This window comes from Pseudomonas sp. YL2 (assembly GCF_023063025.1).
GTDB classification, from domain to species: Bacteria; Pseudomonadota; Gammaproteobacteria; order Pseudomonadales; family Pseudomonadaceae; genus Aquipseudomonas; species Aquipseudomonas putida_A.
On the sequence record NZ_JAJSLU010000004.1, the window covers coordinates 321,064 to 346,407 of the forward strand.

Consider the following 25,344-nt stretch of genomic DNA (forward strand, 5'->3'; position numbering starts at 1 on the left):
CTTGCTCGCGAAAGCGGTGTGTCGTTCGCCAAAACTGTCACTGACAAACCGCTTTCGCGAGCAAGCCCGCTCCCACATCGGCGTCAAAGCCATGACGTCAAATGCAAGGCGGATTATCTTGCAAAACTTGTCCCCGGCGCTATAGCCGTCAGGGTTTCCCCTATGCCCGCGACACCTTCCAGTGACCACGAAAAACCGCGCTTTGCTCACAGGAAATCGACCAGTTGCAGTCAGGCACGCGCGTTCTCGCCTTGGGTTGGCTCTCGCCATGCCCCTATAATCGGCGCACTTAGTTTGTGGAGCCCGTTATGCCGAATCTACGTCTCGCCGATCTGACCGCCGAAATCGAAGCCAACGTGCGCCGTGCGTTGCTCGAAGATGTCGGCAGCGGCGACATCACCGCACAACTGATCCCGGCCGAACGTCTGGCCAAAGCCACCATCATCACTCGCGACGAGGCGGTTATCTGCGGCACGGCGTGGGTCGACACGGTGTTTCGCCAGCTCGATCCGCGCGTCGCGGTGCACTGGCAGGTACGGGACGGTGAACGGGTCAAACCCAACCAGCCGTTGTTTCATCTGGAGGGCCCGGCCCGTTCGTTGCTGACTGGCGAACGCAGCGCGCTGAACTTCCTGCAACTGCTGTCCGGCGTGGCCACGCGTGCGCAATACCTGGCGGACTTCGTGGCGCAAACCCAGGTCAAGCTGCTGGATACCCGCAAGACCTTGCCGGGCCTGCGTCTGGCGCAGAAATACGCGGTGACCTGCGGTGGTTGCCACAACCACCGCATCGGCCTTTACGACGCGTTCCTGATCAAGGAAAACCACATCGCCGCCAGCGGTGGCATCGCGCAGGCCATCGCCGCCGCGCACAAGATCGCGCCGGGCAAACCGGTGGAAGTCGAAGTGGAAAGTCTGGAAGAGCTGAAGGAAGCGCTGACTGCCGGCGCCGACATCATCATGCTCGACGAACTGAGCCTGGATGACATGCGCGAAGCCGTGCGCCTGAACGGCGGCAAGGCCAAACTCGAGGCCAGCGGCGGTATCAATGAAAGCACACTGCTGCCGATCGCTGAGACCGGGGTGGACTACATCTCGATCGGTGCGATGACCAAGGACGTGAAGGCGGTGGACCTGTCGATGCGTCTGAGCCTCTGAGGCTGTCACGCAATAAAAAACGCCAGCCCGGTTGAGGCTGGCGTTTTTGTTTCAGACCACCAGATTGTTCATCTCGCAGTACTCGTCCCACTCGACGCCCAACACCTCGGCCGCCTCCTTGTGCAGCTCCAGGCGCTTGGCCTCAAACTCTTCAGGGGTGCTGGTGTACTTGAGCGTCAGCTCCCACGGCTGCAAGCCCTGGGCTTCGGCTTCGTCCTCGAATGCCCACTGGATCTGGTCTTTCTGATCATCAGGACTCAGGTCCTTGATCTCTTCTTTCAGGTCCGGGACGTCCTGAATGTATTTTTCCAGCGCTAGTGCGTGACGTTGCTCTTGAGTTAATTCGGTCATGGCGTTCTCGCTGATCGTAAGAATGGAGGATGGATCTGGATCATCAAGGATCTCTCTGACGCGGATTGTCCGGCCTTCGGAACCATTCGGGATCATCTGAAAACTGCTAAGCGATGCTCATGCAGGCACCGAATATAGGACGTTTGCATGACGAATTACACGGCTCTTTACATCTCTCGCACAAAAACTTTGACCTGGGAGATATAAATCGCGGGATTGCGCGAGGGGATGGTGCCCGAGACAGGAATCGAACCTGCGACCTTCGCGTTACGAGTGCGCTGCTCTACCGGCTGAGCTACACGGGCGGTGGGCTAAACCTAGCACCGGTCTTGAAGTCCGGCAACTTCAAAGCCTGTCCCGGTATTTCGCAGACAAAAAAATGCCCCGCCGTTTTCACGGCGGGGCATTTTCATTGCGCTAAAGCTGTGGGCTGATTAAACGCCCGAAGCCTTGGCCGCTGCCACGTCTTTGATGGACAGCTTGATACGGCCGCGGTTGTCCACGTCCAGTACCAGCACTTCCACTTCCTGGCCTTCTTTCAGGATGTCGGTGACTTTCTCTACGCGAGCGTCGCTCAGCATCGAGATGTGCACCAGACCGTCCTTGCCCGGCAGGATGTTGACGAATGCGCCGAAGTCGACGATGCGTTCAACCTTGCCGACGTAGATCTTGCCGATCTCGGCTTCTGCAGTGATGCTCAGAACGCGCTGACGAGCAGCCTCTGCGGCATCCTTGGTTTCGCCGAAGATCTTGATCGAACCGTCGTCTTCGATGTCGATCGAAGCCTTGGTTTCTTCGCAGATCGCACGGATGGTCGCGCCACCTTTACCGATAACGTCACGGATCTTGTCGGTGTCGATCTTCATCGCGATCATGGTCGGAGCGTTGGCCGACAGTTCGGTACGCGACTGGCCGATGATCTGGTTCATCTGGCCGAGGATGTTCAGGCGCGCTTCCAGGGCTTGGCCCAGAGCGATTTCCATGATCTCTTCGGTGATGCCCTTGATCTTGATGTCCATCTGCAGCGCAGTAACGCCTTTGGCGGTACCGGCTACTTTGAAGTCCATGTCGCCCAGGTGGTCTTCGTCACCCAGGATGTCGGTCAGGACGGCGAACTTCTCGCCTTCTTTAACCAGACCCATGGCGATACCGGCAACCGGAGCCTTCATTGGCACACCAGCGTCCATCAGGGCCAGGGAAGCGCCGCAAACGGAAGCCATCGAGCTCGAACCGTTGGATTCGGTGATTTCCGAAACCACACGGATGGTGTACGGGAACACGTCAGCGGCTGGCAGCATGGCCGAAACCGAACGACGGGCCAGACGGCCGTGACCGATTTCACGACGACCAGCGCCACCCATGCGACCACACTCGCCCACCGAGAACGGAGGGAAGTTGTAGTGCAGCATGAACGGGTCTTTTTTCTCGCCTTCCAGGGTGTCCAGCAGCTGTGCGTCGCGGGCAGTACCCAGCGTCGCGACTACCAGAGCCTGGGTTTCGCCACGGGTGAACAGCGCCGAACCGTGAGTCTTAGGCAGAACGCCGACTTCGATGTTCAGCGGACGTACGGTGCGGGTGTCGCGGCCGTCGATACGTGGCTTGCCGTTAACGATGTTTTCGCGAACGGTGCGGTATTCGATTTCGCCGAAAGCGGCTTTGACGTCAGCAGCAGAAGGCTGGCCTTCTTCGCCGGACAGCTTGGCAACGACCTGGTCTTTCAGCTCGCCCAGACGTGCGTAGCGGTCAGCCTTGACGGTGATGGTGTAAGCCTGGGAGATCGCTTCGCCGAACTCGGCACGGATCGCGCCCAGCAGTTCGGTGGCTTCTGGAGCAGGAGCCCAGGTCCAGGTTGGCTTGGCAGCTTCAGCGGCCAGTTCTTTGACGGCGTTGATCACCACCTGGAACTCGTCGTGAGCAAACAGTACCGCGCCCAGCATCTGGTCTTCGGTCAGCTCTTTGGCTTCCGATTCAACCATCAGTACGGCGTCGGAGGTGCCGGCAACGACCATGTCCAGGCTCGAAGCAGCTTGCTGCTCGTAGGTCGGGTTCAGCAGGTAGCCGGTGCTTTCGTGGAAAGCGACGCGAGCGGCGCCGATCGGGCCGTCGAACGGAATGCCCGAGATGGCCAGGGCAGCCGAGGTACCGATCATCGCAGCGATGTCCGGATCGGTCTTCTTGCTGGTGGAAACGACGGTGCAGACAACCTGCACTTCGTTCATGAAGCCTTCCGGGAACAGCGGACGGATCGGACGGTCGATCAGTCGGGAAGTCAGGGTTTCTTTCTCGGAAGGACGGCCTTCACGCTTGAAGAAACCGCCAGGGATCTTACCGGCAGCGTAAGTCTTTTCCTGGTAGTGAACGGACAGAGGGAAGAAGCCCTTGCCTGGATCGGCTTGCTTGGCACCGACTACGGTCACCAATACGCTGACGTCGTCGTCAACGGTGACCAATACTGCGCCGGAGGCCTGACGGGCGATACGGCCAGTCTCGAGGGTAACGGTCGACTGACCGAACTGGAATTTTTTGATTACCGGGTTCACGGTGTCCTACCTTCTTTGTGGCTCTTGGGGGAACTGGTTTCTTGCGAAATTCTTGGGCAATGTCGGGAATCGGCCCGCTGACTGTCCGGGTAAAACGGTAGTGCAGATAAAACTTGAGGCTGGGAGCCTGCCAGCCACCAGCGGAAAACCGCTGATGCCTGACAGACAACCAACCTCATAGCGCAATCGCTGATTAGCGACGCAGACCCAGGCGGCCGATCAGAGCGCTGTAACGGCTCAGATCTTTGCCTTTCAGGTAGTCCAGCAGCTTGCGACGCTGGTTTACCATGCGGATCAGACCACGACGGGAGTGGTGGTCTTTACCGTTGGCCTTGAAGTGACCTTGCAGTTTGTTGATGTTGGCGGTCAGCAGTGCAACTTGCACTTCTGGCGAACCAGTATCACCAACAGCTTGCTGGTAGTCGGCAACGATTTGAGCTTTTTCTTGAACGTCGAGAGCCATGAGGCAATCCTTTTATCAGGAAACTGTTTCAAAAACAGTTTCAACAGGCCAGGGACAAATCCCTGTATCTATAAATGAGTAGTGACCGTGCCTGTTAACAGCCACACTCGTTCGGTCATTCTGACCGAATCAGTCGACGCGGCGCGATGCGCCCGTCTTCGCTCACTTCACCGATACCGATGAAGCGACCATTGTGATCCTGTACCCGTACCATGCCGAACTTCGGAGCATCCGGGGCACGTACCGGCTGGCCGTTGAGCCAGTAGAACGCACTCGCTTCGGAGAAGTGCAGCAGCGGCCAATCCTGCAGGCCGCTGTCCGATGGCATCAGGAAGCGGTCGACCGCTTCGTTGCCGCCTTCGGCATGTACCGCTTCCAGCTCTTCGAGGGTCACGGTCTGCGCCAGGGTGAAAGGCCCGGCCTGGGTACGACGCAGTTCCGCGACGTACGCACCACAACCGAGTTGCTCACCGATATCCTCCACCAGGGTGCGGATATAGGTGCCCTTGCTGCAATCCACCGCAAGACGCGCAGTATCGCCTTCGAAGGCCAGCAATTCCAAGCGCGCAATAGTAACAGAACGCGGTTCGCGCTCCACTACTTCGCCTGCACGGGCAAGCTTGTACAGCGGCTGACCGTCACGCTTGAGTGCCGAGTACATCGGCGGTATCTGACTGATTTGCCCACGAAATTTCGGCAGAACCGCTTCGACATCGGCGCGACCAACGGTCACCGGACGCTCCTGCAAAACCTCACCCTCGGCGTCAGCCGTGGTAGTGGTCTTGCCCAGTTGCGCCAGGGTTTCGTAACCCTTGTCGGAATCGAGCAGGTACTGCGAGAACTTCGTTGCCTCGCCAAAGCACAGCGGCAATACACCGGTGGCCAGCGGGTCGAGACTGCCGGTGTGACCGGCCTTCTCGGCGTTGAGCAACCAGCGAACCTTCTGCAACGCGGCGTTGGAGGTGAACCCCAGCGGCTTGTCGAGCAGGATGATACCGCTGACGTTACGACGGATACGTTTGACCTGAGCCACCGAATTACTCCTTGGTGTCTTCAGGTGCAGCGGCCAGGTGCTGATTGTCCTCAGCCACGGCGCGCTCGATCAGGGCCGACAGGTGCGCGCCACGCACGACGCTTTCGTCGTAGTGGAAGTGCAATTGCGGCACGCTGCGCAGCTTCATTTCACGGGCCAGCTGCATGCGCAGGAAACCTGCGGCAGCGTTGAGCACCTTGATGCTTTGCGCGATGTCTTCGGCGTTGTCCTGCCCCATCACGGTGATGAAGATCTTCGCGTGACCGACGTCACGGCTGACTTCCACAGCGGTAATGGTGACCAGGCCGACGCGCGGGTCTTTGACTTCACGACGGATCAGCTGGGCCAGCTCACGCTGCATCTGATCGCCGATACGTTGGGTACGGCTGTATTCTTTTGCCATGATTTTGTTACCTGTTACTGCCCCACGGTGAAACCCGCAAGGTCTGAAAGCGGCAAACGCCCGGCCTGACAAAAGCCAGACCGGGCGTTGCGTTTAGAGTCCTGACGCCGTGGCGCGCATCTGCATGCGGCGGCTCGGCGTGGCCCTTGAAGTGCGCGAGTCAGAGGCTGCGAGCAACCTGAACCTTCTCGAAGACTTCGATCTTGTCACCGACTTTGACGTCGTTGTAGCTCTTCACGCCGATACCGCATTCCATGCCGGCACGTACTTCGGAAGCGTCATCCTTGAAGCGGCGCAGGGATTCCAGCTCGCCTTCGAAGATAACGATGTCTTCACGCAGTACACGGATCGGACGGTTACGGTGAACAACACCTTCGATCACCATGCAACCGGCGATCGCGCCAAACTTCGGCGAACGGAACACATCACGCACTTCGGCCACACCCAGGATGTTCTCGCGAACATCGCTGCCGAGCATGCCGGTCAGGGCTTTCTTGACGTCTTCGATGATGTCGTAGATCACGTTGTAGTAACGCATGTCCAGACCTTCCTGCTCGACGATCTTCCGTGCACCAGCATCGGCACGCACGTTGAAGCCGAACAGTACAGCGTTGGAAGCCAGTGCCAGGTTGGCGTCGGATTCGGTGATACCACCGACACCGCCACCGACTACGCGCACTTGCACTTCGTCGTTGCCCAGGCCGTTCAGAGCGCCCTGCAAAGCTTCCAGCGAACCACGGACGTCGGATTTGAGGACGATGTTGAGCGTCTTCTTCTCTTCCTGGCCCATGTTTTCGAAGATGTTTTCCAGCTTGCCGGCGTGAGCGCGAGCCAGTTTGACTTCGCGGAACTTGCCTTGACGGAACAGAGCCACTTCACGGGCTTTCTTCTCGTCGGCAACCACGCTCATCTCGTCGCCAGCGTCCGGCGTACCGTCAAGACCCAGGATCTCGACCGGAATGGCCGGACCTGCTTCCTTGATCGGCTTGCCGTTCTCGTCGAGCATGGCGCGCACGCGGCCATAGTTCGAGCCGACCAGCACCATGTCGCCTTGACGCAGCGTACCGTCCTGAACCAGAACAGTGGCTACCGGGCCACGGCCCTTGTCCAGACGCGATTCGACGACTACGCCACGGCCAGGAGCCGATGGCGTGGCGGTCAGTTCGAGTACTTCGGCCTGCAGCAGAACCGCTTCGAGCAGCTCGTCAACGCCGGTACCCATTTTCGCCGAGACCGGTACGAATGGAGTGTCGCCACCCCAGTCTTCGGAGGTCACGCCGTGAACCGACAGTTCGCTGCGGATGCGATCGAGGTCGGCACCCGGCTTGTCGATCTTGTTCACCGCAACCACCAGAGGAACGCCAGCCGCCTGAGCGTGCTGAACAGCCTCGATGGTTTGCGGCATCACGCCGTCGTCCGCCGCAACCACCAGGATCACGATGTCGGTCGCCTTGGCACCACGGGCACGCATTGCGGTAAACGCAGCGTGACCCGGGGTGTCGAGGAACGTCACCATGCCGCGGTCGGTTTCAACGTGGTACGCACCGATGTGCTGGGTAATGCCGCCGGCTTCGCCCGCTGCTACCTTGGCACGACGGATGTAGTCGAGCAGGGAAGTCTTACCGTGGTCAACGTGGCCCATTACGGTCACGACTGGCGCACGGGAAACTGCCTCACCTTCAAACTTCAGGGACTCGGCCAAGGAATCTTCCAGGGCGGTGTCGCTGACCAGGGTCACTTTGTGGCCCAGCTCTTCAGCTACCAGTTGAGCAGTTTCCTGATCGAGTACCTGGTTGATGGTCGCTGGAGTGCCCAGTTTGAACATGAACTTGATGATTTCAGCAGCCTTGACCGACATCTGCTGAGCGAGATCGCCAACAGTGATGGTCTCGCCGATCTTCACTTCACGCACGACAGGACCGGTAGGGTTCTGGAAACCGTGAGCGTTGCGTTTTTTCAGCTTGGCCTTGCCGCGACCACCACGACGGAAGCCATCGCTTTCTTCGTCGGTAGTGCGTGGCGCCACACGTGGAGCCGGCGCTTTTTCTTTGACCGATGCGCGATGCGGAGCGTTTTTGCGCTCGCCATCGCCACCACCGCCGCGACGATTGTTATCGTCGGCACGTGGCTTGTCCGGACGGCGCTGTTCGTCACGCTTGCGAGTGTCGGCAGCCGGCGCAGCAGCAACCGGCGCGGCGTCGCGCACTGGTTCAGCGACTGGCGCAGGTGCTGCAACAGCTTCGGCAGGAGCGGACGGCGCAGCAGCAGGCTGGCGACGCGCTTCTTCTTCAGCGCGCTGCTTGGCTTCTTCTTCAGCCTTCTGACGAGCAGCATTTTCTACTGCGCGACGCTCTTCCAGTTCACGCTTGCGCTCGGCTTCGATTTCTTCCGGGCTACGCTGTACGAAAACTTTCTTCTTGCGAACTTCAACGCTGATGCTCTTGCTACCAGCCACACGCAGGGTGCTGGTGGTTTTACGCTGCAGCGTGATCTTGCGTGGTTCTTCCACTTTCGCCTTGTGGCTGCTCTTCAAGTGAGTCAGCAGGGATTGCTTCTCACTGTCAGTCACATTTTCTTCGGCGGCGGTGTGCGGCAGACCTGCCTCACGCATCTGCTGCAACAGGCGCTCTACCGGTGTTTTGACCTCATCGGCCAGTTGTTTCACCGTGACTTGCGTCATGCACTTCTCTCCTCAGGCCGCGCCTAATTACTCGAACCAGTGGGCTCGGGCGGCCATGATCAACTTGCCGGCACGATCATCGTCAATGCCGTCGATGTCGAGCAGGTCGTCAATAGACTGCTCGGCCAGGTCTTCGCGGGTAATTACGCCGCGCACCGCCAGTTCCATCGCCAAATCCTTGTCCATACCCTCAAGCGAGAGCAGGTCTTCGGCCGGATGGGCGTCTGCCAGCTTTTCCTCAGTAGCGATGGCTTTGGTCAACAAACGATCCTTGGCACGAGCGCGAAGCTCGTTGACGATATCTTCGTCAAAGCCGTCGATGTTGAGCATTTCTTCCAACGGTACGTAGGCAATCTCTTCCAGGCTGGTGAAGCCTTCATCTACCAGCACCTGAGCCAGTTCTTCGTCGACTTCCAGCTCGTCGATGAAGTTGCGCAGGATGTCGCCGGTTTCTGCTTGCTGCTTAGCCTGGATGTCCGATTCGGTCATCACGTTCAGGGTCCAGCCAGTCAACTGGCTCGCCAGACGCACGTTCTGACCACCTCGACCGATGGCCTGAGCCAGATTGTCTGCGCCAACGGCGATGTCCATTGCATGGGCATCTTCGTCAACGATAATGGCCGCCACTTCTGCCGGCGACATGGCATTGATCACGAACTGCGCCGGGTTATCGTCCCACAGGACGATATCGACACGCTCGCCACCCAACTCGCCCGACACGGCCTGGACGCGCGAACCGCGCATACCGATGCACGCGCCCTGCGGGTCGATGCGTTTGTCCTTGGAACGGACAGCGATCTTGGCACGCGACCCCGGATCACGGGACGCCGCCATCACTTCGATCAGGCCTTCAGCGATTTCCGGCACTTCGATACGGAACAGCTCGATCAGCATTTCCGGCGCGGTACGCGACAGGATCAGCTGCGGGCCGCGGTTCTCGGTGCGGATTTCCTTGAGCAGTGCACGCAGACGCACACCGACACGGAAGGTTTCGCGAGAAATGATGTCTTCACGGGCCAGCAACGCTTCGGCGTTGTTGCCCAGATCGACGATCACGTTGTCGCGGGTGACTTTCTTCACGGTGCCGGAGATGATTTCTCCCAGGCGCTCGCGATAGGCGTCGACCACTTGAGCGCGCTCGGCTTCACGAACTTTCTGCACGATGACCTGTTTGGCGGTCTGTGCTGCAATGCGGCCGAACTCGATGGATTCGATCTTTTCTTCGACGACGTCGCCGACCTTGGCGCCCGGATGCGTTTCGGCAACCTTGCTTGGCCAGGTTTCGATCGCAGGATCGTCGAGATCATTCTCTTCGACGACTGTCCAGCGACGGAAAGTCTCGTAGGAACCGGTGTGGCGGTTAATTTCCACACGCAGGTCAACTTCGTCTTCAAAACGCTTTTTGGTAGCAGTGGCCAGAGCCAGCTCCAGCGCTTCAAAAATCACGCTTGCCGGTACGCCCTTTTCATTGGATACCGACTCAACAACCAGCAGTACTTCTTTGCTCATCGTACGCCTCGCCTTTCGCAAGCCATTGGATCCGCGGGATCCGCGTCTCAGTCAAAACTGGGAATAATGTTGGCCTTGTCGATCATATCGATCGGCAACAGGAATTCATGGTCATCTACCTGCACCACGACATCCTGTTCTTCTACACCGCGCAGAAGGCCCTGAAAGTTGCGTCGACCTTCAAAAGGCGAGCGCAGCTTGATCTTCACTTGTTCACCGGCAAATTTTGCAAACTGCTCAAGAGTGAACAGTGGGCGTTCCATGCCAGGCGAGGAAACTTCGAGGGTGTATTCAACGGAGATCGGATCTTCAACATCCAGGACACCGCTGATCTGACGGCTGACAATGGCGCAATCGTCCACCAGCACGCCACCCTCTTTATCGATATAAACGCGCAACATCGAGTGACGACCTTGAGCCGAAAACTCGATACCCCAGCATTCATAGCCTAGGGCCACGACCACCGGGGCCAACAAGGCCTGCAACTCTTCTAGCTTGCTCGACACCTGAACCCCCTCGTGCATGTAAATGCATGCGCTGCAAAATAAAAAAATGGGCTAAACGCCCATCCTTGAAACGCCGTCGAACAGCGGCGCAGAAAGTGTCCAGCTAACAAAAAGCCCCTGAAAAGGGGCTCCTTAAACTGGTTGCGGGGGCCGGATTTGAACCGACGACCTTCGGGTTATGAGCCCGACGAGCTACCAGACTGCTCCACCCCGCGACAAAGCTGGGGCGGAAGTATACGACCGATCCCTTATAGGGTCAATGTAACCTTCCACCTGCAAGAAAGCCCGCAACAGCGGGCTCTCCTGACTAATTGGTACCGAGAAGGGGACTCGAACCCCTACACCCTATGGGCACAACCACCTCAAGGTTGCGTGTCTACCAATTCCACCACCTCGGCAAAACTACGTTTGAAACCCTTCTTACTTCTGCTCTTGAGCTGGAGGTACATCAGTCGCTGGAGTAGCCGACTTTTGCTCTTGAAGCACCGGGACATCATCAGAAGCCGGTTGTTGTTGCTTAGGTACTTCCAACACTGCTGGATCTGGCAAACCTGCTTGAGTCAGCTGATGAGCCTTCTCTTTAGCAAAGTAACCTAACCCCAAGCTGGTTATGAAGAAACCGGCGGCAAGTATAGCAGTAAACTTACTAAGAAAGGTAGAGGAACCTTGGCTTCCGAACACAGTATTTGAAGCACCTGCTCCGAAAGACGCGCCAGCGTCCGCACCCTTACCCTGCTGCAGCAAAACCAGAGCAACTACGCCCAATGCACCCAGCAGATGAAAAACGACTACGACTGTTTCCAGCATTTTTTCAGTTTCCCGCGGCGCGACAAATCGCACCGAACTCATCTGCATTCAGGGAAGCTCCACCAATGAGCCCCCCATCGATATCCGGCATGCCGAACAGTTCGACCGCATTGGCCGCCTTCACGCTGCCGCCGTATAGAAGCCGCACACCTCGTGCGACTTCAGAATTCTCTGCCGCCAACTGCTCGCGAATGGCTTTATGCACATCCTGAGCCTGTTGCGGCGTTGCAGTCAGCCCGGTACCAATGGCCCAGACAGGCTCGTAAGCAATGACTGCCTTGGCAAAGGCACCAACACCCAGCTCCTCGATGATGCTGCCCAGCTGACGCCCGACAACTTCAAGAGTTTTTCCGGCTTCGCGCTGCTCGAGGGTTTCCCCTACACACAACACCGGAATCAAGCCACATGCCTGTGCCGCTGCGAACTTGCGATTCAGCATCCCGTCTCGCTCGCCCATTATCTGGCGGCGTTCGGAGTGCCCGACAAGTACCAGGGAACAACCTGCATCCACCAACTGACTCGGTGCAATTTCACCGGTCAATGCACCTTGCATGGATTCCACCGCAGAATTCTGCGCACCGACCGAAATCGATTTGCCTTTCAAGCCATCAATCACTTGATTGATATGCAAGCAAGGCGGGAATACCGCGACATCAACACCGCTTGGCAAGGCCAGATGACGAAGGCCGTTGATCAGCTCAGCGACGCTGGCGCGGGTACCGTGCATCTTCCAGTTACCAGCTACCATAGGGCGACGCATGCTGTACCTCGTCGGTCAAAGTGGGCGCAGATGTTACCCAACACAATCATGGCTGGCAAGCCGAATCAGGCAGAAACTTCACTTACCAGTTTTGCCAGTTCTTCGGCGTAGCTGCGAACCTGAGTTTCATCCTCACCTTCGACCATCACACGCACCAAAGGCTCTGTACCGGACTTGCGCAGAAGTACCCGGCCACGCCCCGCCATTGCCTGGGTGACACGCGCACTGGCTTCCTTGACCGCCGGATGCTCAAGCGGACTTTCACCGCCACCAAAACGCACATTGATCAGCACCTGAGGACACTTGCGCAAGGCCTGACGCGTTTGCGCAAGACCTTCATTGCGGGCCTTCAGTGCCATCAGCACCTGGAGCGCAGCAATGATCGCATCACCGGTGGTGGTGTGATTGAAGCAGACGATATGCCCCGAGTTTTCACCGCCTACCAGCCAGTCGCGCTCCAGCAGTTCGGCGATCACATAACGGTCACCGACATTGGCACGAATGAATGGTATCGAGAGCTCTGCCAGCGCGAGTTCAAGACCCAGGTTGCTCATCAGCGTACCGACTACGCCGCCCTGCAATTTGCCCCGCCCGTGCAGATCGCGCGCAATGATGAACAGCAACTCATCACCATCAACGATGGCGCCAGTGTGATCAACCATCAACACCCGATCACCGTCACCATCAAAGGCGATGCCCAGATCAGCGTGCTCGGCCAGAACCGCGGCCTGCAGCTGACCCATATGGGTCGAGCCGCAATTGTCATTGATGTTCAGACCGTTGGGCTGCGCCGACAGCACGACCACTTCAGCACCCAGCTCACGGAACACACTCGGAGCAACCTTGTAGGTCGCACCGTGCGCACAATCGATCACGATCTTCAAACCGGAAAAACTGGTACCGGTCGGCACACTGCTTTTGCAGAATTCGATGTAGCGGCCGGAGGCGTCATTGATGCGCGACACCTTGCCGATCTTGCTCGACTCAACCACAGTCATTGGGGTATCGAGCAGCTCTTCGATCATCAGCTCCAGCTCATCAGGCAGCTTTGTGCCCTTGCCGGAGAAAAACTTGATGCCGTTATCGTCATGCGGATTGTGCGAAGCACTGATCACGATCCCGGCTTCAGCCTGGAACGTGCGCGCCAGATAAGCAATGGCAGGCGTCGGCATCGGACCGAGCAGCATCACGTCCGCACCAGCCGAGGTCAGGCCTGCTTCAAGTGCCGATTCGAACATGTAGCCAGAGATGCGCGTGTCCTTGCCGACCAGCACCTTGCAGGCGCCCATCTTGCGAAAGGCCATACCCGCCGCCCAGCCGAGCTTAAGCATGAAGTCAGGAGTGATCGGATATTCACCGACACGACCACGAATACCGTCAGTACCAAAGTATTTCTTGCTCATAAGTGCTCCATCATTCTTATTCGGCTGATTCCACGGCCGCGAGCATGCGCACCACGTCTACCGTTTCCGCCACATCATGGACGCGCAATATACGCGCTCCTTTAACCGACGCGAGTGCTGCGAGAGCCAGACCACCATAAAGACGCTCACCCACGGGGCGGTTCAATGCGTGGCCGATCATGCTTTTGCGTGAGACACCGACCAATAGCGGACGCCCCAGCGCATGCAGGGCTTCCATATGCTTGAACAAGCTTAGATTGTGCTGCAGGGTTTTCGCGAAACCGAAACCGGGATCAAGAATGATCCGTTCGGCAGGAATGCCCGCCGCCGCACATTGAGTCATGCGCTCTGCCAGAAACTCACCCACTTCCCGGGTAACGTCCTGAAAGTGCGGATTGTCCTGCATGTCACCCGGCTCGCCGAGCATATGCATCAGGCAGACCGGCAACCCGGTCGCGGCTGCGGCATCCAGCGCGCCATCGCGGCGCAGCGAGCGCACATCATTGATCAACCCGGCACCCAGGCGCGCCGTTTCACGCATCACCGCAGGCGTCGAAGTATCGACCGAGATGACTACATCCAGCTCGCGATTGATCAACTCCACGATCGGAGCTACGCGCTCCAACTCTTCCAACGGCGAAACCGCTCGAGCGCCAGGCCGGGTCGATTCGCCGCCGACATCGATCAGCGTCGCACCAGCAGCCACCATGGCCTCAGCGTGACACAAGGCCACGTCGAGCTGGTTGTATCGGCCACCGTCGGAAAAGGAATCGGGAGTGACATTGAGAATACCCATGACATGCGTCTGGGCCAAATCAAGAACCCGGTTGCCGCAAGGCAACCGGGTCAGGGACTGTACAGAAGTCATTTCAAACCTTAAAAGTCAGCAGCCGGACCGCCGATCGGTGTTTCCGGGCGCTCATCCTGAATCACTGGAGGCGGGGGCGTACCCGTGCCACCGGTCCAGTCACGCGGTTCGCGAGGCGTACGACCCGCCATGATGTCGTCGATCTGCTCGGCATCGATGGTTTCGTACTTCATCAGCGCATCAGCCATGGCATCCAGCTTGTCACGGTTGTCCGTGAGGATCTGCTTGGCCGTGCCGTAGCACTGGTCAATGATGCTGCGCACTTCGGAGTCGATCAGCTTGGCAGTCTCACCGGAGAAACTTGCATTCTGACCGCCACCACCGCGACCGAGGAACACTTCACCCTCTTCTTCGGCGTACATCAGCGGACCGAGCTTTTCCGACAGACCCCACTTGGTCACCATGTTCCGCGCAATCTGACTGGCACGCATGATGTCGTTGGAAGCGCCGGTGGTCACACCGTCGAAACCAAGGGTCATTTCTTCAGCGATACGGCCACCGTACAGCGAGCAGATCTGACTGATCAACGCACGTTTGGACAGGCTGTAGCGATCTTCTTCCGGCAGGAACATGGTCACACCCAGCGCACGACCACGTGGAATGATCGAAACCTTGTAGACCGGATCATGCTCAGGTACGACGCGACCGACAATAGCGTGACCCGCTTCGTGATAAGCGGTGTTCTGCTTCTCTTTCTCGGACATGACCATCGATTTGCGCTCGGCGCCCATCATGATCTTGTCTTTGGCCAGTTCGAACTCTTTCATTTCGACGATGCGCTTGCCGCTGCGTGCAGCGAACAGCGACGCTTCGTTGACCAGGTTGGCCAGATCGGCACCAGAGAAGCCCGGGGTACCACGTGCGATAACGGCCGGGGCAACGTCGTCACCCATTGGCACTTTGCGCATGTGAACCTTGAGGATCTGCTCGCGACCACGGATATCCGGCAAACCTACAACGACCTGACGGTCGAAACGGCCCGGACGCAGCAGCGCAGGGTCGAGTACGTCAGGACGGTTGGTAGCGGCGATCACGATGATGCCGTCATTCATTTCAAAGCCATCCATCTCTACCAGCAACTGGTTGAGAGTCTGCTCACGCTCGTCGTGACCGCCGCCCATGCCGGCGCCACGGTGGCGACCGACGGCGTCGATTTCGTCGATGAAGATGATGCACGGCGCATGCTTCTTGGCCTGCTCGAACATGTCGCGAACGCGGCTTGCACCAACACCCACGAACATTTCAACGAAGTCGGAACCGGAAATAGTGAAGAACGGAACCTTCGCTTCGCCGGCAATCGCCTTGGCCAGCAAGGTTTTACCGGTACCCGGAGGGCCGACCATCAATACGCCGCGAGGAATACGACCACCCAGGCGCTGGAACTTGCCCGGATCACGCAGGAACTCAACCAGTTCGCCGACCTCTTCCTTGGCTTCGTCGCAACCTGCAACGTCAGCCAAGGTGGTTTTCACCTGGTCTTCGGAAAGCAGGCGTGCCTTGCTCTTGCCGAAGCTCATCGGTCCGCCCTTGCCGCCAGCACCGCCCTGCATCTGGCGCATGAAGAACATGAACACCGCGATGATCACCAGGATCGGGAAGCTCGCCACCAGGAGTTGAGTCCAGATGCTTTGCTGTTCAGGCTGCTTGCCTTCGACCACAACGTGGTTGTCGACTAGGTCGCCGATCAGGCCATTGTCCTGGATCGCCGGACGAATGGTCTTGAAGCTGTCGCCATCGTTGCGCTTGCCGGTAATCACATAGCCATCAACGGCTACGCGCTCGACCTTGCCATCCTTGACCTGCTGGATGAAGTCGGAATAGTTGAGGGTCTGCGGCTCGTTAGGGCTGGAGAAGTTGTTCATCACCGTCACGAGGACTGCCGCGATGATCAACCACAGGATCAGATTCTTTGCCATATCGTTCAATTAACTACCCTCTGAAGCAAGCTCCGCTACTGGCGCGCGCTTCGCATGATATTCACCGGCCTAACTTACTACATTACCTACAACTCTGGCAGGCGCCGTCTGTAACCCTTTGTGAAACACTTTCTACACAATATTCGCTTATGCACGCGGGGCAAAATACGAAAAACCTATCGCCCCGGCAAAAAACCTCGTTTTACTCGTTACCACCGCGGTAACCCCAAGCCAGCATATATTGCTCGCGGGAGCTGCCTCGGGAAGAATCCGGCTTGATCATCTGGATCTTGTCGAATTTCTTGCGAGCATCCTTCAGGTAAACATCGAAACCTTCACCCTGAAAGATCTTGATCACGAAATTGCCACCCGGCTTGAGTATCCGTTCCGCCAGATCAAGCGCCAGTTCGCAAAGGAACATGGCTTTCGGCATATCCACTTCAGGCGTACCACTCATATTGGGGGCCATATCGGAAATCACAAGGTCCACCTGCGAATTACCCACAGCCTCAAGAATCCGCGCAAGCACTTCGTCTTCGGTGAAGTCACCATGAATGAAGGTCACGTCCGGAATGCTGTCCATTTCCAGAATGTCCGAAGCGATCAGACGCCCCTGACCGCCAATCAGCCGGCTGGTGACCTGCGACCAGCCGCCGGGCGCTGCGCCCAGGTCGACAACGCTCATGCCGGAACGGATCAGCTTGTATTTCTCCTGGATCTCCAGAAGCTTGTAACTTGCACGCGAACGGTAGCCATCCTTCTGCGCCTGCTTCACATAAGGATCGTTGACATGTCGTTTCAGCCAACCAAGGCTTGTCTTGGAACGCGCCATTGGGCACCTCGATGATTAGGGTCGTGATTAATTGGGCGGATCCACGAACCCTCGGGTAAAATGGCCGCCATTTTACAGAATCCAGACGAAAGGGTCAGATTATGCCGCTCACTCCAGAGCAGAAGAAACAGTACAAATCCATTGGCCACCACCTGAAGCCGGTTTTGACGGTGGCGGACAACGGTCTGACTGAAGGTGTATTAGCCGAACTCGAACGCGCACTGGCGGATCACGAGCTGATCAAGATCAAGCTCAACATCCTCGATCGCGAGTCGCGCCTGGCGCACATTGCAGAGTTGTGCAAGGTCGGCAAGGCTGACCTGGTTCAGGTCATCGGCAAGATGGCACTGGTTTATCGCAAGAACTTCAGCGTCAACAAGCAGCTGTCGAACGTTCATCGCTTCAAGTGATGACAAGGGTCAAGGGTGTGCTTCGCGCACCCTGCCACTCCATCCCGGCAGTGGTTGCAACACCAACACCACACCGGAGAAGCCCAACACCAGAAAACTGAATTCCTGCCAGCGCTGCGCTTGCGGCCAGCCGACACGCACTGCAATAAACATCGCACACGCATACAACGCCATCAGCAACACCTGCCCGCGAAAATCCCGCCATAGACTGGCAAGGCCATCGGCCTGTACCAGCACCAAAGCCTGAAAAATCACGCATGCCGCGGCAAAACCCGCCACCGGCACTTCGAATGCATCGGCAACTTCATCGATCAGCAACGGTGCCAGGCCAATCTTGCCCAACACCGGTCGCAAACCGAGATGTATCAACCAGAAGCCGCCGACCCACAACATCTGGGTCAGCTGCCAAAGCATGGCACCCGCACGTAGCGGGCGCCTGCCTTCAGATGTGACGGACTTCGACAATCTCGTACTCGATAACGCCACTCGGCGTTTTCACGGCAACCACATCACCCTCTTCCTTGCCGATCAAGGCACGGGCCAATGGTGAGCCGACCGAAATCTTGCCGAGTTTGAAGTCAGCCTCATCCTCACCCACGATGTGGTAAGTGACGCTCTCATCAGTCTCGACGTTGGCGATTTCGACGGTAGTACCGAAGATCACTTTGCCGGTGTGCGGGATAGTCGTGACGTCGATGATGACCTGGTTCTGAATCCGGCCTTCGATGTCACGGATCCGCGCCTCGACCATGCCTTGCTGTTCGCGGGCGGCATGGTATTCAGCGTTTTCCTTCAGGTCACCCAACTCGCGAGCGGTACCGATGTCCTGGCTGAGCTTTGGACGAACGACCTTGGTCAGGTGAGCGTGTTCTTCTTCCAGGGCTTTCGCGCCCTGGACGGTCATTGGGTATTTGATCATGCCTTCAATCCTGCGTGTAGATCCTGCAAGCGGCGCACGGTCTTCTCGGGACCGAACTTCAGCGCTTCGCAGATAGCTTCGCCCGCAGCAATGGTGGTGGTGCAGTAGATCTTGTGCTGCAGGGCATTACGACGAATGGAGTAGGAATCAGCGATCGACTGACGGCCTTCGGTGGTGTTGATGATCAGAGTGACTTCGTCATTCTTGATCATGTCGACCACGTGCGGACGCCCCTCGGTCACCTTGTTCACGCGGCGCACTTTCAGGCCTGCAGCTTCGATCAGCTTGGCAGTGCCGGCAGTGGCGACCACTTCGAAGCCCAAGTTGATCAGATCACGGGCCACGCCTGCAACCAGCGGCTTGTCATCGTCACGCACGCTGATGAACGCGGTACCGCCGGTCGGCAGCACTTCGCTGGCGCCCATCTGGGCCTTGGCGAATGCTTCACCGAAGGTGTCGCCGACGCCCATCACTTCACCGGTGGACTTCATCTCTGGGCCGAGGATCGGGTCAACACCAGGGAATTTGGCGAACGGGAACACCGCCTCTTTCACGCTGTAGAAGTTCGGGATGATTTCCTTGGTGAAGCCGATTTCCTTCAGAGTCTTACCGGCCATGACGCGAGCCGCGATCATTGCCAGGGAGACACCGATGCACTTGGACACGAACGGTACGGTCCGCGAAGCGCGCGGGTTGACTTCGATGACGTAGATGTCTTCGCCCTGCAGCGCCAGTTGCACGTTCATCAGGCCGACAACGCCCAGTTCCAGGGCCATTTTCTTGACCTGTTCGCGCATCTCGTCCTGGATGTGTGCCGGCAGCGAGTACGGCGGCAGCGAGCACGCGGAGTCACCGGAGTGAACGCCCGCCTGTTCGATGTGCTGCATGATCGCGCCGATCACCACGTCTTTGCCGTCGCAGACCGCATCCACGTCCATCTCGATGGCGCAGTTGAGGAAGTGGTCGAGCAGCACCGGGCTGTCGTTGGAGACTTGCACCGCATCACGCAGGTAACGCTTGAGCTCGTCTTCCTTGTACACGATTTCCATCGCGCGGCCGCCCAGTACGTAGGACGGGCGCACCACCAGCGGATAACCGATTTTCGCGGCAGCACGAACGGCTTCATCTTCGCTGCGCACGGTGGCGTTTGGCGGCTGACGCAGGTTCAGGCGCTCAACCATTTGCTGGAAGCGCTCACGGTCTTCGGCACGGTCGATGGCATCAGGGCTGGTACCGATGATCGGCACGCCAGCGGCTTCGAGGGCACGCGCCAGTTTCAGCGGCGTCTGGCCCCCGTACTGGACGATTACGCCTTTCGGCTTCTCGACGCGGCAGATTTCCAGCACGTCTTCCAGGGTTACCGGCTCGAAGTACAGACGGTCGGAAGTGTCGTAGTCGGTGGAAACGGTTTCCGGGTTGCAGTTGACCATGATGGTTTCGTAGCCGTCTTCGCGCAGTGCGAGGGCGGCGTGTACGCAGCAGTAGTCGAACTCGATGCCCTGGCCGATACGGTTCGGACCGCCACCCAGAATCATGATCTTGTCGCGACCGGACGGCGCGGCTTCGCACTCTTCCTCGTACGTCGAGTAGAGGTACGCGGTGTCGGTGGCGAACTCGGCAGCGCAGGTGTCAACGCGCTTGTAGACCGGGAACACTTCCAGTTTTTGACGGTGAGTACGCAGGTTCTTCTCGGTCACACCCAGCAGCTTGGCCAGACGCTGATCGGAGAAGCCTTTGCGCTTGAGCTTGAACATCAGGTCGCGGTCGATGGCGGACAGACCGAGGGTCTTGACCTTCTCTTCGTCCTTGATCAGATCTTCGATCTGCACCAGGAACCACGGGTCGATCATGTTCATGCCGAAGATGTCTTCGACGGTCATGCCGGCGCGGAAGGCGTCCGCCACGTACCAGATACGCTCGGCGCCCGGTACGGTCAGCTCGCGCTTGAGGATGCTCATGCTTTCCGGATTGCTCAGGTCGAGCTTCTCGTCCAGACCGCAAACACCGACTTCCAGACCGCGCAGGGCTTTCTGCAGGGATTCCTGGAAGGTGCGGCCGATGGCCATGACTTCGCCGACCGACTTCATTTGAGTGGTCAGGCGTGCGTCAGCGTTGGCGAATTTCTCGAAAGCGAAACGTGGCAGCTTGGTGACGACGTAGTCGATCGACGGTTCGAAGGACGCCGGGGTCTTGCCGCCGGTGATGTCGTTCGACAGTTCGTCGAGGGTGTAGCCCACAGCCAGCTTGGCCGCGACTTTGGCGATCGGGAAACCGGTGGCTTTCGAAGCCAGTGCCGAGGAACGCGATACACGCGGGTTCATCTCGATCACGACCATGCGGCCGGTGTCCGGGCAGATGCCGAACTGCACGTTGGAACCGCCGGTCTCGACGCCGATCTCGCGCAGTACCGCCAGCGAGGCGTTACGCAGGATCTGGTATTCCTTGTCGGTCAGGGTCTGTGCCGGAGCCACAGTGATCGAGTCACCGGTGTGCACGCCCATCGGGTCGAAGTTTTCGATCGAGCAGACGATGATGCAGTTGTCCTTTTTGTCGCGGACAACTTCCATTTCATATTCTTTCCAGCCGATCAGCGACTCGTCGATCAGCAGCTCTTTGGTCGGCGACAGGTCCAGACCGCGGGCGCAGATTTCTTCGAACTCTTCACGGTTGTACGCGATACCGCCACCGGTGCCGCCCATGGTGAAGGACGGACGGATGATGCACGGGAAACCCAGACGCTCGAGGACGGCGTTGGCTTCTTCCATGCTGTGGGCGATACCGGAACGCGGGCATTCCAGGCCGATCGACTTCATGGCCTTGTCGAAACGCGAACGGTCTTCAGCCTTGTCGATGGTGTCGGCGTTGGCGCCGATCATTTCCACGCCGAACTTTTCCAGAACGCCTTCGCGCTCCAGGTCCAGGGCGCAGTTCAGTGCAGTCTGGCCGCCCATGGTTGGCAGCACGGCATCCGGACGCTCTTTTTCGATGATCTTGGCCACGGTCTGCCACTTGATCGGCTCGATGTACGTGGCGTCAGCCATGTCCGGGTCGGTCATGATGGTGGCCGGGTTGGAGTTCACCAGGATGACGCGGTAACCCTCTTCGCGCAGGGCTTTGCAGGCCTGGGCGCCGGAGTAGTCGAATTCGCAGGCCTGGCCGATAACGATCGGGCCAGCGCCGAGAATCAGGATGCTTTTAATGTCTGTACGTTTTGGCATGGGTTTGTCACTCAAATCCGCAGGTCAGTCGGCAAGCCGTCTTGATCGATTTCTGAAGCCCTGAGGGGCGCCACCGGTGTCGGGGCCGCCCTCGAGGGCTTCTCGCTACAGTCTCAAGGCGAACGCTTAGCGTCGCTTGGCCATCTCGTTGATGAAGCGGTCGAACAGGGGTGCCACATCGTTCGGGCCCGGGCTCGCTTCAGGGTGGCCCTGGAAGCTGAACGCGCTCTTGTCGGTGCGTTCGATACCTTGCAGGGTGCCGTCGAACAACGATTTATGGATCGCACGCACGTTGGCTGGCAGGGTCGCTTCGTCAACCGCGAAACCGTGGTTCTGGCTGGTGATCATCACGACGCCAGTGTCCAGATCCTGTACCGGGTGGTTGGCACCGTGGTGGCCGTGACCCATTTTCAGGGTCTTGGCGCCGGAGGCCAGAGCCAGCAGTTGGTGACCGAGGCAGATACCGAATACCGGAATTTCGGTTTCCAGCACTTCCTTGATCGCCTTGATCGCGTAGTCGCAAGGCTCCGGGTCACCAGGGCCGTTGGACAGGAACACGCCGTCCGGCTTGAGTGCCAGCACATCGGCAGCCGGAGTTTGCGCCGGCACCACGGTCACGCGGCAGCCGCGCTCGACCAGCATGCGCAGGATGTTCAGTTTGACGCCGTAGTCGTAGGCAACCACGTGGTACGGCAGCTCGGACGCTTCGATGGTCGCGTGGCTGTCGGTCTTCAGCTCCCAGACAGTCGAGCGCCATTCGTACTTTTCCTTGGTGCTGACGACTTTCGCCAGATCCATGCCCTTCAGGCCAGGGAAGCCTTGCGCGGCGGCAATTGCAGCTTCTTCGGAGATGTTGTCGCCGGCCATGATGCAGCCGTTCTGTGCGCCTTTTTCACGCAGGATGCGGGTCAGGCGACGAGTATCGATACCAGCGATTGCCACAACATTGTTGGCTTTCAGGTAGTCGGACAGGGACATCGTGTTACGCCAGTTGCTCGCTACCAGCGGAAGGTCACGGATGACCAGGCCTGCGGACCATACGCGGTCAGACTCGGCATCTTCCGGCGTGGTGCCGGTGTTGCCGATGTGCGGGTAAGTCAGGGTAACGATCTGCTGGGCGTAGGAAGGATCGGTAAGGATTTCCTGATAGCCGGTCATTGCGGTGTTGAACACCACCTCACCAACGGTTTGACCGTCGGCTCCAATGGCTTCGCCGCGAAAAATGCTGCCATCAGCAAGGGCGAGTATGGCTGGCTTAGTCAAGAAGACCTCCCGTAAATAACGCATGAAAGGGCAATCGCAGGTTGTAAAAAAGCGGAGTGACGTATGGACACGTCACCCCGCTTCTTCACTGAATTATTCTGCGCGCTTTTAGTGGACACACTAAAGCTGTAGCTTACAGAAAAAGGCTTTTTTGGTCCACCGCTAAAGAGCCTAAAAGGCCGGAGAATGCGACAGGCCGTCGCGCGGTGCAGAAAAACCAGCGCAAACCGGGCGTTTACGCTGGGTAATACAGTCAATCAATGCAGTTCGAGCACGTCCTGCATGTCATACAGACCCGGCTCGCGACCATCCAGCCACAACGCCGCACGCACAGCACCCTTGGCGAATGTCATGCGACTGGAAGCCTTGTGCGTGATCTCCAGGCGCTCGCCCTCACAGGCGAACAGCACGGTGTGATCGCCGACCACATCACCACCACGCACGGTAGCGAAACCGATCGTTTCGCGCTCGCGCGCGCCGGTGTGGCCTTCACGGCCATAGACCGCAACCTTCTGCAGATCACGATCCAGCGCATCGGCAATCACCTCACCCATGCGCAGGGCAGTACCCGAAGGCGCGTCAATCTTGTGCCGGTGATGCGCCTCGATGATCTCGATGTCAGCATCATCGCCCAGCACCCGGGCGGTCATCTCGAGCAGCTTCAACGACAGGTTGACCCCGACGCTGAAGTTGGCCGCGAATACGATCGGAATATCCTTGCCCGCCTCGGCCAGCAGCTGCTTTTGCGCAGCATCGAGCCCGGTGGTGCCGATGACCATGGCCTTGCCAGCCTTGCGACAGAACGCGAGGTTTTTCAGCATCACTTCCGGCAGGGTGAAATCGATCAGTACATCGAACTCTTCAGCCACCGATTCGAGATTGCCGGACAACGGCACACCGATGCGACCCAGCGAAGCCAGCTCACCGGCATCCACCCCGATCAGCGTACTGCCGGGACGAACGATCGCCGCGGTCAGGCCGGTCAGCGGCGCGCGCTGCTGCACGGCCTCGACCAGAATCTTGCCCATGCGCCCGGCGGCGCCCATCACAGCTATACGTCGCATGCCGACTCCTTACAGATCGCCGAAGAAGCGCTTCACACCATCGAACCAACCGGTGGTTTTTGGCGAGTGGCTGTTGTCATCCGCCAGCGAGCTGCGGAATTCTTCGAGCAATTCGCGCTGACGACGATTCAGATTGACCGGGGTCTCCACCGCTACACGGCACATCAAGTCGCCCGCACCACCGCCCCGCACCGGCGCCACGCCTTTGCCGCGCACGCGGAACTGCTTGCCGGTCTGTGTACCTTCAGGGATTTTCAGTTTGACGCGACCGTCGAGGGTCGGGATTTCCAGTTCGCCGCCGAGCGCCGCATCAACAAAGCTGATCGGCACTTCGCAGAACAGGTGCTTGCCATCGCGCTGGAAGATGTCGTGCTCGCGCACGTTGATCACCACGTACAGGTCGCCAGTCGGGCCGCCCTGGGTGCCCGCCTCGCCTTCGCCGGACAGACGAATGCGGTCGCCGGTATCAACGCCAGCCGGCACTTTGACCGACAGTGTTTTGTACTCTTCGACGCGACCGTCGCCGTGGCAGGAATCGCACGGATCGGAAATGATCTTGCCTTGGCCATGGCAACGCGGGCAGGTCTGCTGCACCGAGAAGAAGCCCTGCTGCATGCGCACCTGACCGATGCCGCCGCAGGTCGGGCAGGTCGATGGCGACGAGCCTTTCTTCGCGCCGGAACCATCGCATGGCTTGCAATTGACCAGTGTCGGTACGCGGATATTCACGGTAGTGCCGCGCACCGCTTCTTCCAGATTCAGCTCCAGGGTGTAGCGCAGATCGCTGCCACGCTGGGCGCCGCCACGGGAACCGCCACGACCGCCACCGAAGAAGTCACTGAAGACATCGCCAAAGATGTCGGAGAAGTTCTGCCCGCCGAAACCGGCGCCACCGCCACCCATGCTTGGGTCGACACCAGCATGACCGTACTGGTCGTACGCCGCGCGCTTGCTCGAATCGGACAATACTTCGTAGGCCTCGTTGGCCTCTTTGAACAGTTCTTCCGACGCTTTGTCATCGGGATTACGGTCCGGGTGATGCTTCATCGCCAGACGACGATAGGCCTTCTTCAGGTCTGCATCGCTTGAACCACGCTCTACACCCAATACTTCGTAATAGTCACGCTTTGCCATAAGTCTTTTGCACTCTTGAGGACGTTCGGCAAACCCCTCCTGAGGATGGCCAAACTCGTTGAGCCCCAATACAGGCCCGGACCCAACTCACGTCAATTCAACGATCCT

The 25,344-nt window shown here is 58.5% G+C and carries 22 protein-coding genes and 3 tRNA genes; 2 read left to right on the plus strand and 23 right to left on the minus strand.

All coding sequences use genetic code 11. The features are described 5' to 3' along the window. Positions 1-308: 308 nt before the first annotated feature. Positions 309-1,157 (plus strand): carboxylating nicotinate-nucleotide diphosphorylase, encoded by an 849-nt coding sequence (gene nadC, locus LVD08_RS08825; protein ID WP_027610785.1) that lies wholly within the window; start codon positions 309-311, stop codon positions 1,155-1,157. 51 nt (positions 1,158-1,208) lie between these two features. Here the strand turns inward: nadC and LVD08_RS08830 are convergent, their stop codons facing one another. From LVD08_RS08830 to rlmE, 17 genes are all read right to left on the minus strand, one after another. After that, complete coding sequence (locus tag LVD08_RS08830; RefSeq protein WP_027610784.1) at positions 1,209-1,508, minus strand: DUF6388 family protein; 300 nt, start codon at positions 1,506-1,508, stop codon at positions 1,209-1,211. 229 nt (positions 1,509-1,737) lie between these two features. Next, a tRNA-Thr gene (locus LVD08_RS08835) sits at positions 1,738-1,813 on the minus strand. Between the two features lie 129 nt (positions 1,814-1,942). After that, positions 1,943-4,048 carry a polyribonucleotide nucleotidyltransferase gene (gene pnp / locus LVD08_RS08840; protein WP_007961443.1) on the minus strand — a complete coding sequence of 702 codons (2,106 nt, stop codon included), beginning with the start codon at positions 4,046-4,048 and terminating at the stop codon, positions 1,943-1,945. A gap of 193 nt (positions 4,049-4,241) precedes the next feature. Continuing rightward, a complete protein-coding gene (gene rpsO, locus LVD08_RS08845) occupies positions 4,242-4,511 on the minus strand; it encodes a 30S ribosomal protein S15 (protein ID WP_003221553.1) in 270 nt (89 codons plus the stop codon). Between the two features lie 115 nt (positions 4,512-4,626). Further along, complete coding sequence (truB, locus tag LVD08_RS08850; protein WP_024011571.1) at positions 4,627-5,544, minus strand: tRNA pseudouridine(55) synthase TruB; 918 nt, start codon at positions 5,542-5,544, stop codon at positions 4,627-4,629. Positions 5,545-5,548: 4 nt separating this feature from the next. Then, on the minus strand, positions 5,549-5,947 hold the full coding sequence (rbfA, locus tag LVD08_RS08855; protein ID WP_003221549.1) for a 30S ribosome-binding factor RbfA: 399 nt from the start codon (positions 5,945-5,947) through the stop codon (positions 5,549-5,551). 160 nt (positions 5,948-6,107) lie between these two features. After that, positions 6,108-8,627 (minus strand): translation initiation factor IF-2, encoded by a 2,520-nt coding sequence (gene infB / locus LVD08_RS08860; RefSeq protein WP_027610783.1) that lies wholly within the window; start codon positions 8,625-8,627, stop codon positions 6,108-6,110. Positions 8,628-8,654: 27 nt separating this feature from the next. After that, the gene (gene nusA, locus LVD08_RS08865) at positions 8,655-10,136 is read right to left on the minus strand and encodes a transcription termination factor NusA (protein WP_003221546.1); all 1,482 of its coding nucleotides are present in this window, start codon (positions 10,134-10,136) and stop codon (positions 8,655-8,657) included. A gap of 47 nt (positions 10,137-10,183) precedes the next feature. Beyond that, positions 10,184-10,642 (minus strand): ribosome maturation factor RimP, encoded by a 459-nt coding sequence (rimP, locus tag LVD08_RS08870; RefSeq protein ID WP_007915250.1) that lies wholly within the window; start codon positions 10,640-10,642, stop codon positions 10,184-10,186. 138 nt (positions 10,643-10,780) lie between these two features. Further along, a tRNA-Met gene (locus tag LVD08_RS08875) sits at positions 10,781-10,857 on the minus strand. Positions 10,858-10,954: 97 nt separating this feature from the next. Continuing rightward, positions 10,955-11,040 (minus strand) — tRNA-Leu (locus LVD08_RS08880). Positions 11,041-11,062: 22 nt separating this feature from the next. After that, positions 11,063-11,449 carry a preprotein translocase subunit SecG gene (gene secG, locus LVD08_RS08885; RefSeq protein WP_027610782.1) on the minus strand — a complete coding sequence of 129 codons (387 nt, stop codon included), beginning with the start codon at positions 11,447-11,449 and terminating at the stop codon, positions 11,063-11,065. A gap of 4 nt (positions 11,450-11,453) precedes the next feature. Continuing rightward, positions 11,454-12,209, minus strand: a complete 756-nt coding sequence (gene tpiA / locus LVD08_RS08890; RefSeq protein ID WP_008088336.1) for a triose-phosphate isomerase — start codon at positions 12,207-12,209, stop codon at positions 11,454-11,456. Positions 12,210-12,274: 65 nt separating this feature from the next. Then, positions 12,275-13,612, minus strand: coding sequence for a phosphoglucosamine mutase (gene glmM, locus LVD08_RS08895; protein ID WP_027610781.1), 1,338 nt, complete (start codon positions 13,610-13,612; stop codon positions 12,275-12,277). Between the two features lie 16 nt (positions 13,613-13,628). After that, complete coding sequence (folP, locus tag LVD08_RS08900) at positions 13,629-14,480, minus strand: dihydropteroate synthase (RefSeq protein WP_247267935.1); 852 nt, start codon at positions 14,478-14,480, stop codon at positions 13,629-13,631. Between the two features lie 8 nt (positions 14,481-14,488). Then, a complete protein-coding gene (gene ftsH, locus LVD08_RS08905; RefSeq protein WP_247267936.1) occupies positions 14,489-16,396 on the minus strand; it encodes an ATP-dependent zinc metalloprotease FtsH in 1,908 nt (635 codons plus the stop codon). Positions 16,397-16,598: 202 nt separating this feature from the next. Continuing rightward, a complete protein-coding gene (rlmE, locus tag LVD08_RS08910; RefSeq protein ID WP_247267937.1) occupies positions 16,599-17,228 on the minus strand; it encodes a 23S rRNA (uridine(2552)-2'-O)-methyltransferase RlmE in 630 nt (209 codons plus the stop codon). A gap of 101 nt (positions 17,229-17,329) precedes the next feature. On the opposite strand from rlmE, the gene LVD08_RS08915 reads away from it, so the two are divergent. Then, the gene (locus tag LVD08_RS08915) at positions 17,330-17,638 is read left to right on the plus strand and encodes a YhbY family RNA-binding protein (protein ID WP_003221534.1); all 309 of its coding nucleotides are present in this window, start codon (positions 17,330-17,332) and stop codon (positions 17,636-17,638) included. Between the two features lie 9 nt (positions 17,639-17,647). Here LVD08_RS08915 and LVD08_RS08920 read toward each other — a convergent pair whose 3' ends face one another. The 6 genes from LVD08_RS08920 to dnaJ all read right to left on the minus strand — a co-directional run bounded on the left by LVD08_RS08920 (position 17,648) and on the right by dnaJ (position 25,236). Next, on the minus strand, positions 17,648-18,052 hold the full coding sequence (locus LVD08_RS08920) for an MFS transporter (protein WP_247267938.1): 405 nt from the start codon (positions 18,050-18,052) through the stop codon (positions 17,648-17,650). 28 nt (positions 18,053-18,080) lie between these two features. Next, a complete protein-coding gene (gene greA, locus LVD08_RS08925; RefSeq protein WP_003221530.1) occupies positions 18,081-18,557 on the minus strand; it encodes a transcription elongation factor GreA in 477 nt (158 codons plus the stop codon). Next, a complete protein-coding gene (gene carB / locus LVD08_RS08930) occupies positions 18,554-21,775 on the minus strand; it encodes a carbamoyl-phosphate synthase large subunit (RefSeq protein WP_007961429.1) in 3,222 nt (1,073 codons plus the stop codon). The genes greA and carB overlap by 4 nt, the downstream gene beginning before the upstream one ends. Positions 21,776-21,901: 126 nt before the next feature. Further along, on the minus strand, positions 21,902-23,038 hold the full coding sequence (gene carA / locus LVD08_RS08935) for a glutamine-hydrolyzing carbamoyl-phosphate synthase small subunit (RefSeq protein ID WP_123587303.1): 1,137 nt from the start codon (positions 23,036-23,038) through the stop codon (positions 21,902-21,904). Positions 23,039-23,295: 257 nt separating this feature from the next. Further along, complete coding sequence (dapB, locus tag LVD08_RS08940; protein ID WP_247267939.1) at positions 23,296-24,102, minus strand: 4-hydroxy-tetrahydrodipicolinate reductase; 807 nt, start codon at positions 24,100-24,102, stop codon at positions 23,296-23,298. 9 nt (positions 24,103-24,111) lie between these two features. Beyond that, positions 24,112-25,236 (minus strand): molecular chaperone DnaJ, encoded by a 1,125-nt coding sequence (gene dnaJ / locus LVD08_RS08945; protein WP_003221522.1) that lies wholly within the window; start codon positions 25,234-25,236, stop codon positions 24,112-24,114. Positions 25,237-25,344 lie beyond the last annotated feature (108 nt).

Coding starts and splice junctions, on each gene's coding strand:
- nadC (WP_027610785.1), top strand. CDS start 309: ATGCCGAATCTACGTCTCGCCGATCTGACCGCCGAAATCGAAGCCAAC.
- LVD08_RS08830 (WP_027610784.1), bottom strand. CDS start 1,508: ATGACCGAATTAACTCAAGAGCAACGTCACGCACTAGCGCTGGAAAAA.
- rpsO (WP_003221553.1), bottom strand. CDS start 4,511: ATGGCTCTCGACGTTCAAGAAAAAGCTCAAATCGTTGCCGACTACCAG.
- rbfA (WP_003221549.1), bottom strand. CDS start 5,947: ATGGCAAAAGAATACAGCCGTACCCAACGTATCGGCGATCAGATGCAG.
- infB (WP_027610783.1), bottom strand. CDS start 8,627: ATGACGCAAGTCACGGTGAAACAACTGGCCGATGAGGTCAAAACACCG.
- nusA (WP_003221546.1), bottom strand. CDS start 10,136: ATGAGCAAAGAAGTACTGCTGGTTGTTGAGTCGGTATCCAATGAAAAG.
- secG (WP_027610782.1), bottom strand. CDS start 11,449: ATGCTGGAAACAGTCGTAGTCGTTTTTCATCTGCTGGGTGCATTGGGC.
- tpiA (WP_008088336.1), bottom strand. CDS start 12,209: ATGCGTCGCCCTATGGTAGCTGGTAACTGGAAGATGCACGGTACCCGC.
- glmM (WP_027610781.1), bottom strand. CDS start 13,612: ATGAGCAAGAAATACTTTGGTACTGACGGTATTCGTGGTCGTGTCGGT.
- folP (WP_247267935.1), bottom strand. CDS start 14,480: ATGACTTCTGTACAGTCCCTGACCCGGTTGCCTTGCGGCAACCGGGTT.
- ftsH (WP_247267936.1), bottom strand. CDS start 16,396: ATGGCAAAGAATCTGATCCTGTGGTTGATCATCGCGGCAGTCCTCGTG.
- rlmE (WP_247267937.1), bottom strand. CDS start 17,228: ATGGCGCGTTCCAAGACAAGCCTTGGTTGGCTGAAACGACATGTCAAC.
- LVD08_RS08915 (WP_003221534.1), top strand. CDS start 17,330: ATGCCGCTCACTCCAGAGCAGAAGAAACAGTACAAATCCATTGGCCAC.
- LVD08_RS08920 (WP_247267938.1), bottom strand. CDS start 18,052: ATGCTTTGGCAGCTGACCCAGATGTTGTGGGTCGGCGGCTTCTGGTTG.
- greA (WP_003221530.1), bottom strand. CDS start 18,557: ATGATCAAATACCCAATGACCGTCCAGGGCGCGAAAGCCCTGGAAGAA.
- carB (WP_007961429.1), bottom strand. CDS start 21,775: ATGCCAAAACGTACAGACATTAAAAGCATCCTGATTCTCGGCGCTGGC.
- dapB (WP_247267939.1), bottom strand. CDS start 24,102: ATGCGACGTATAGCTGTGATGGGCGCCGCCGGGCGCATGGGCAAGATT.
- dnaJ (WP_003221522.1), bottom strand. CDS start 25,236: ATGGCAAAGCGTGACTATTACGAAGTATTGGGTGTAGAGCGTGGTTCA.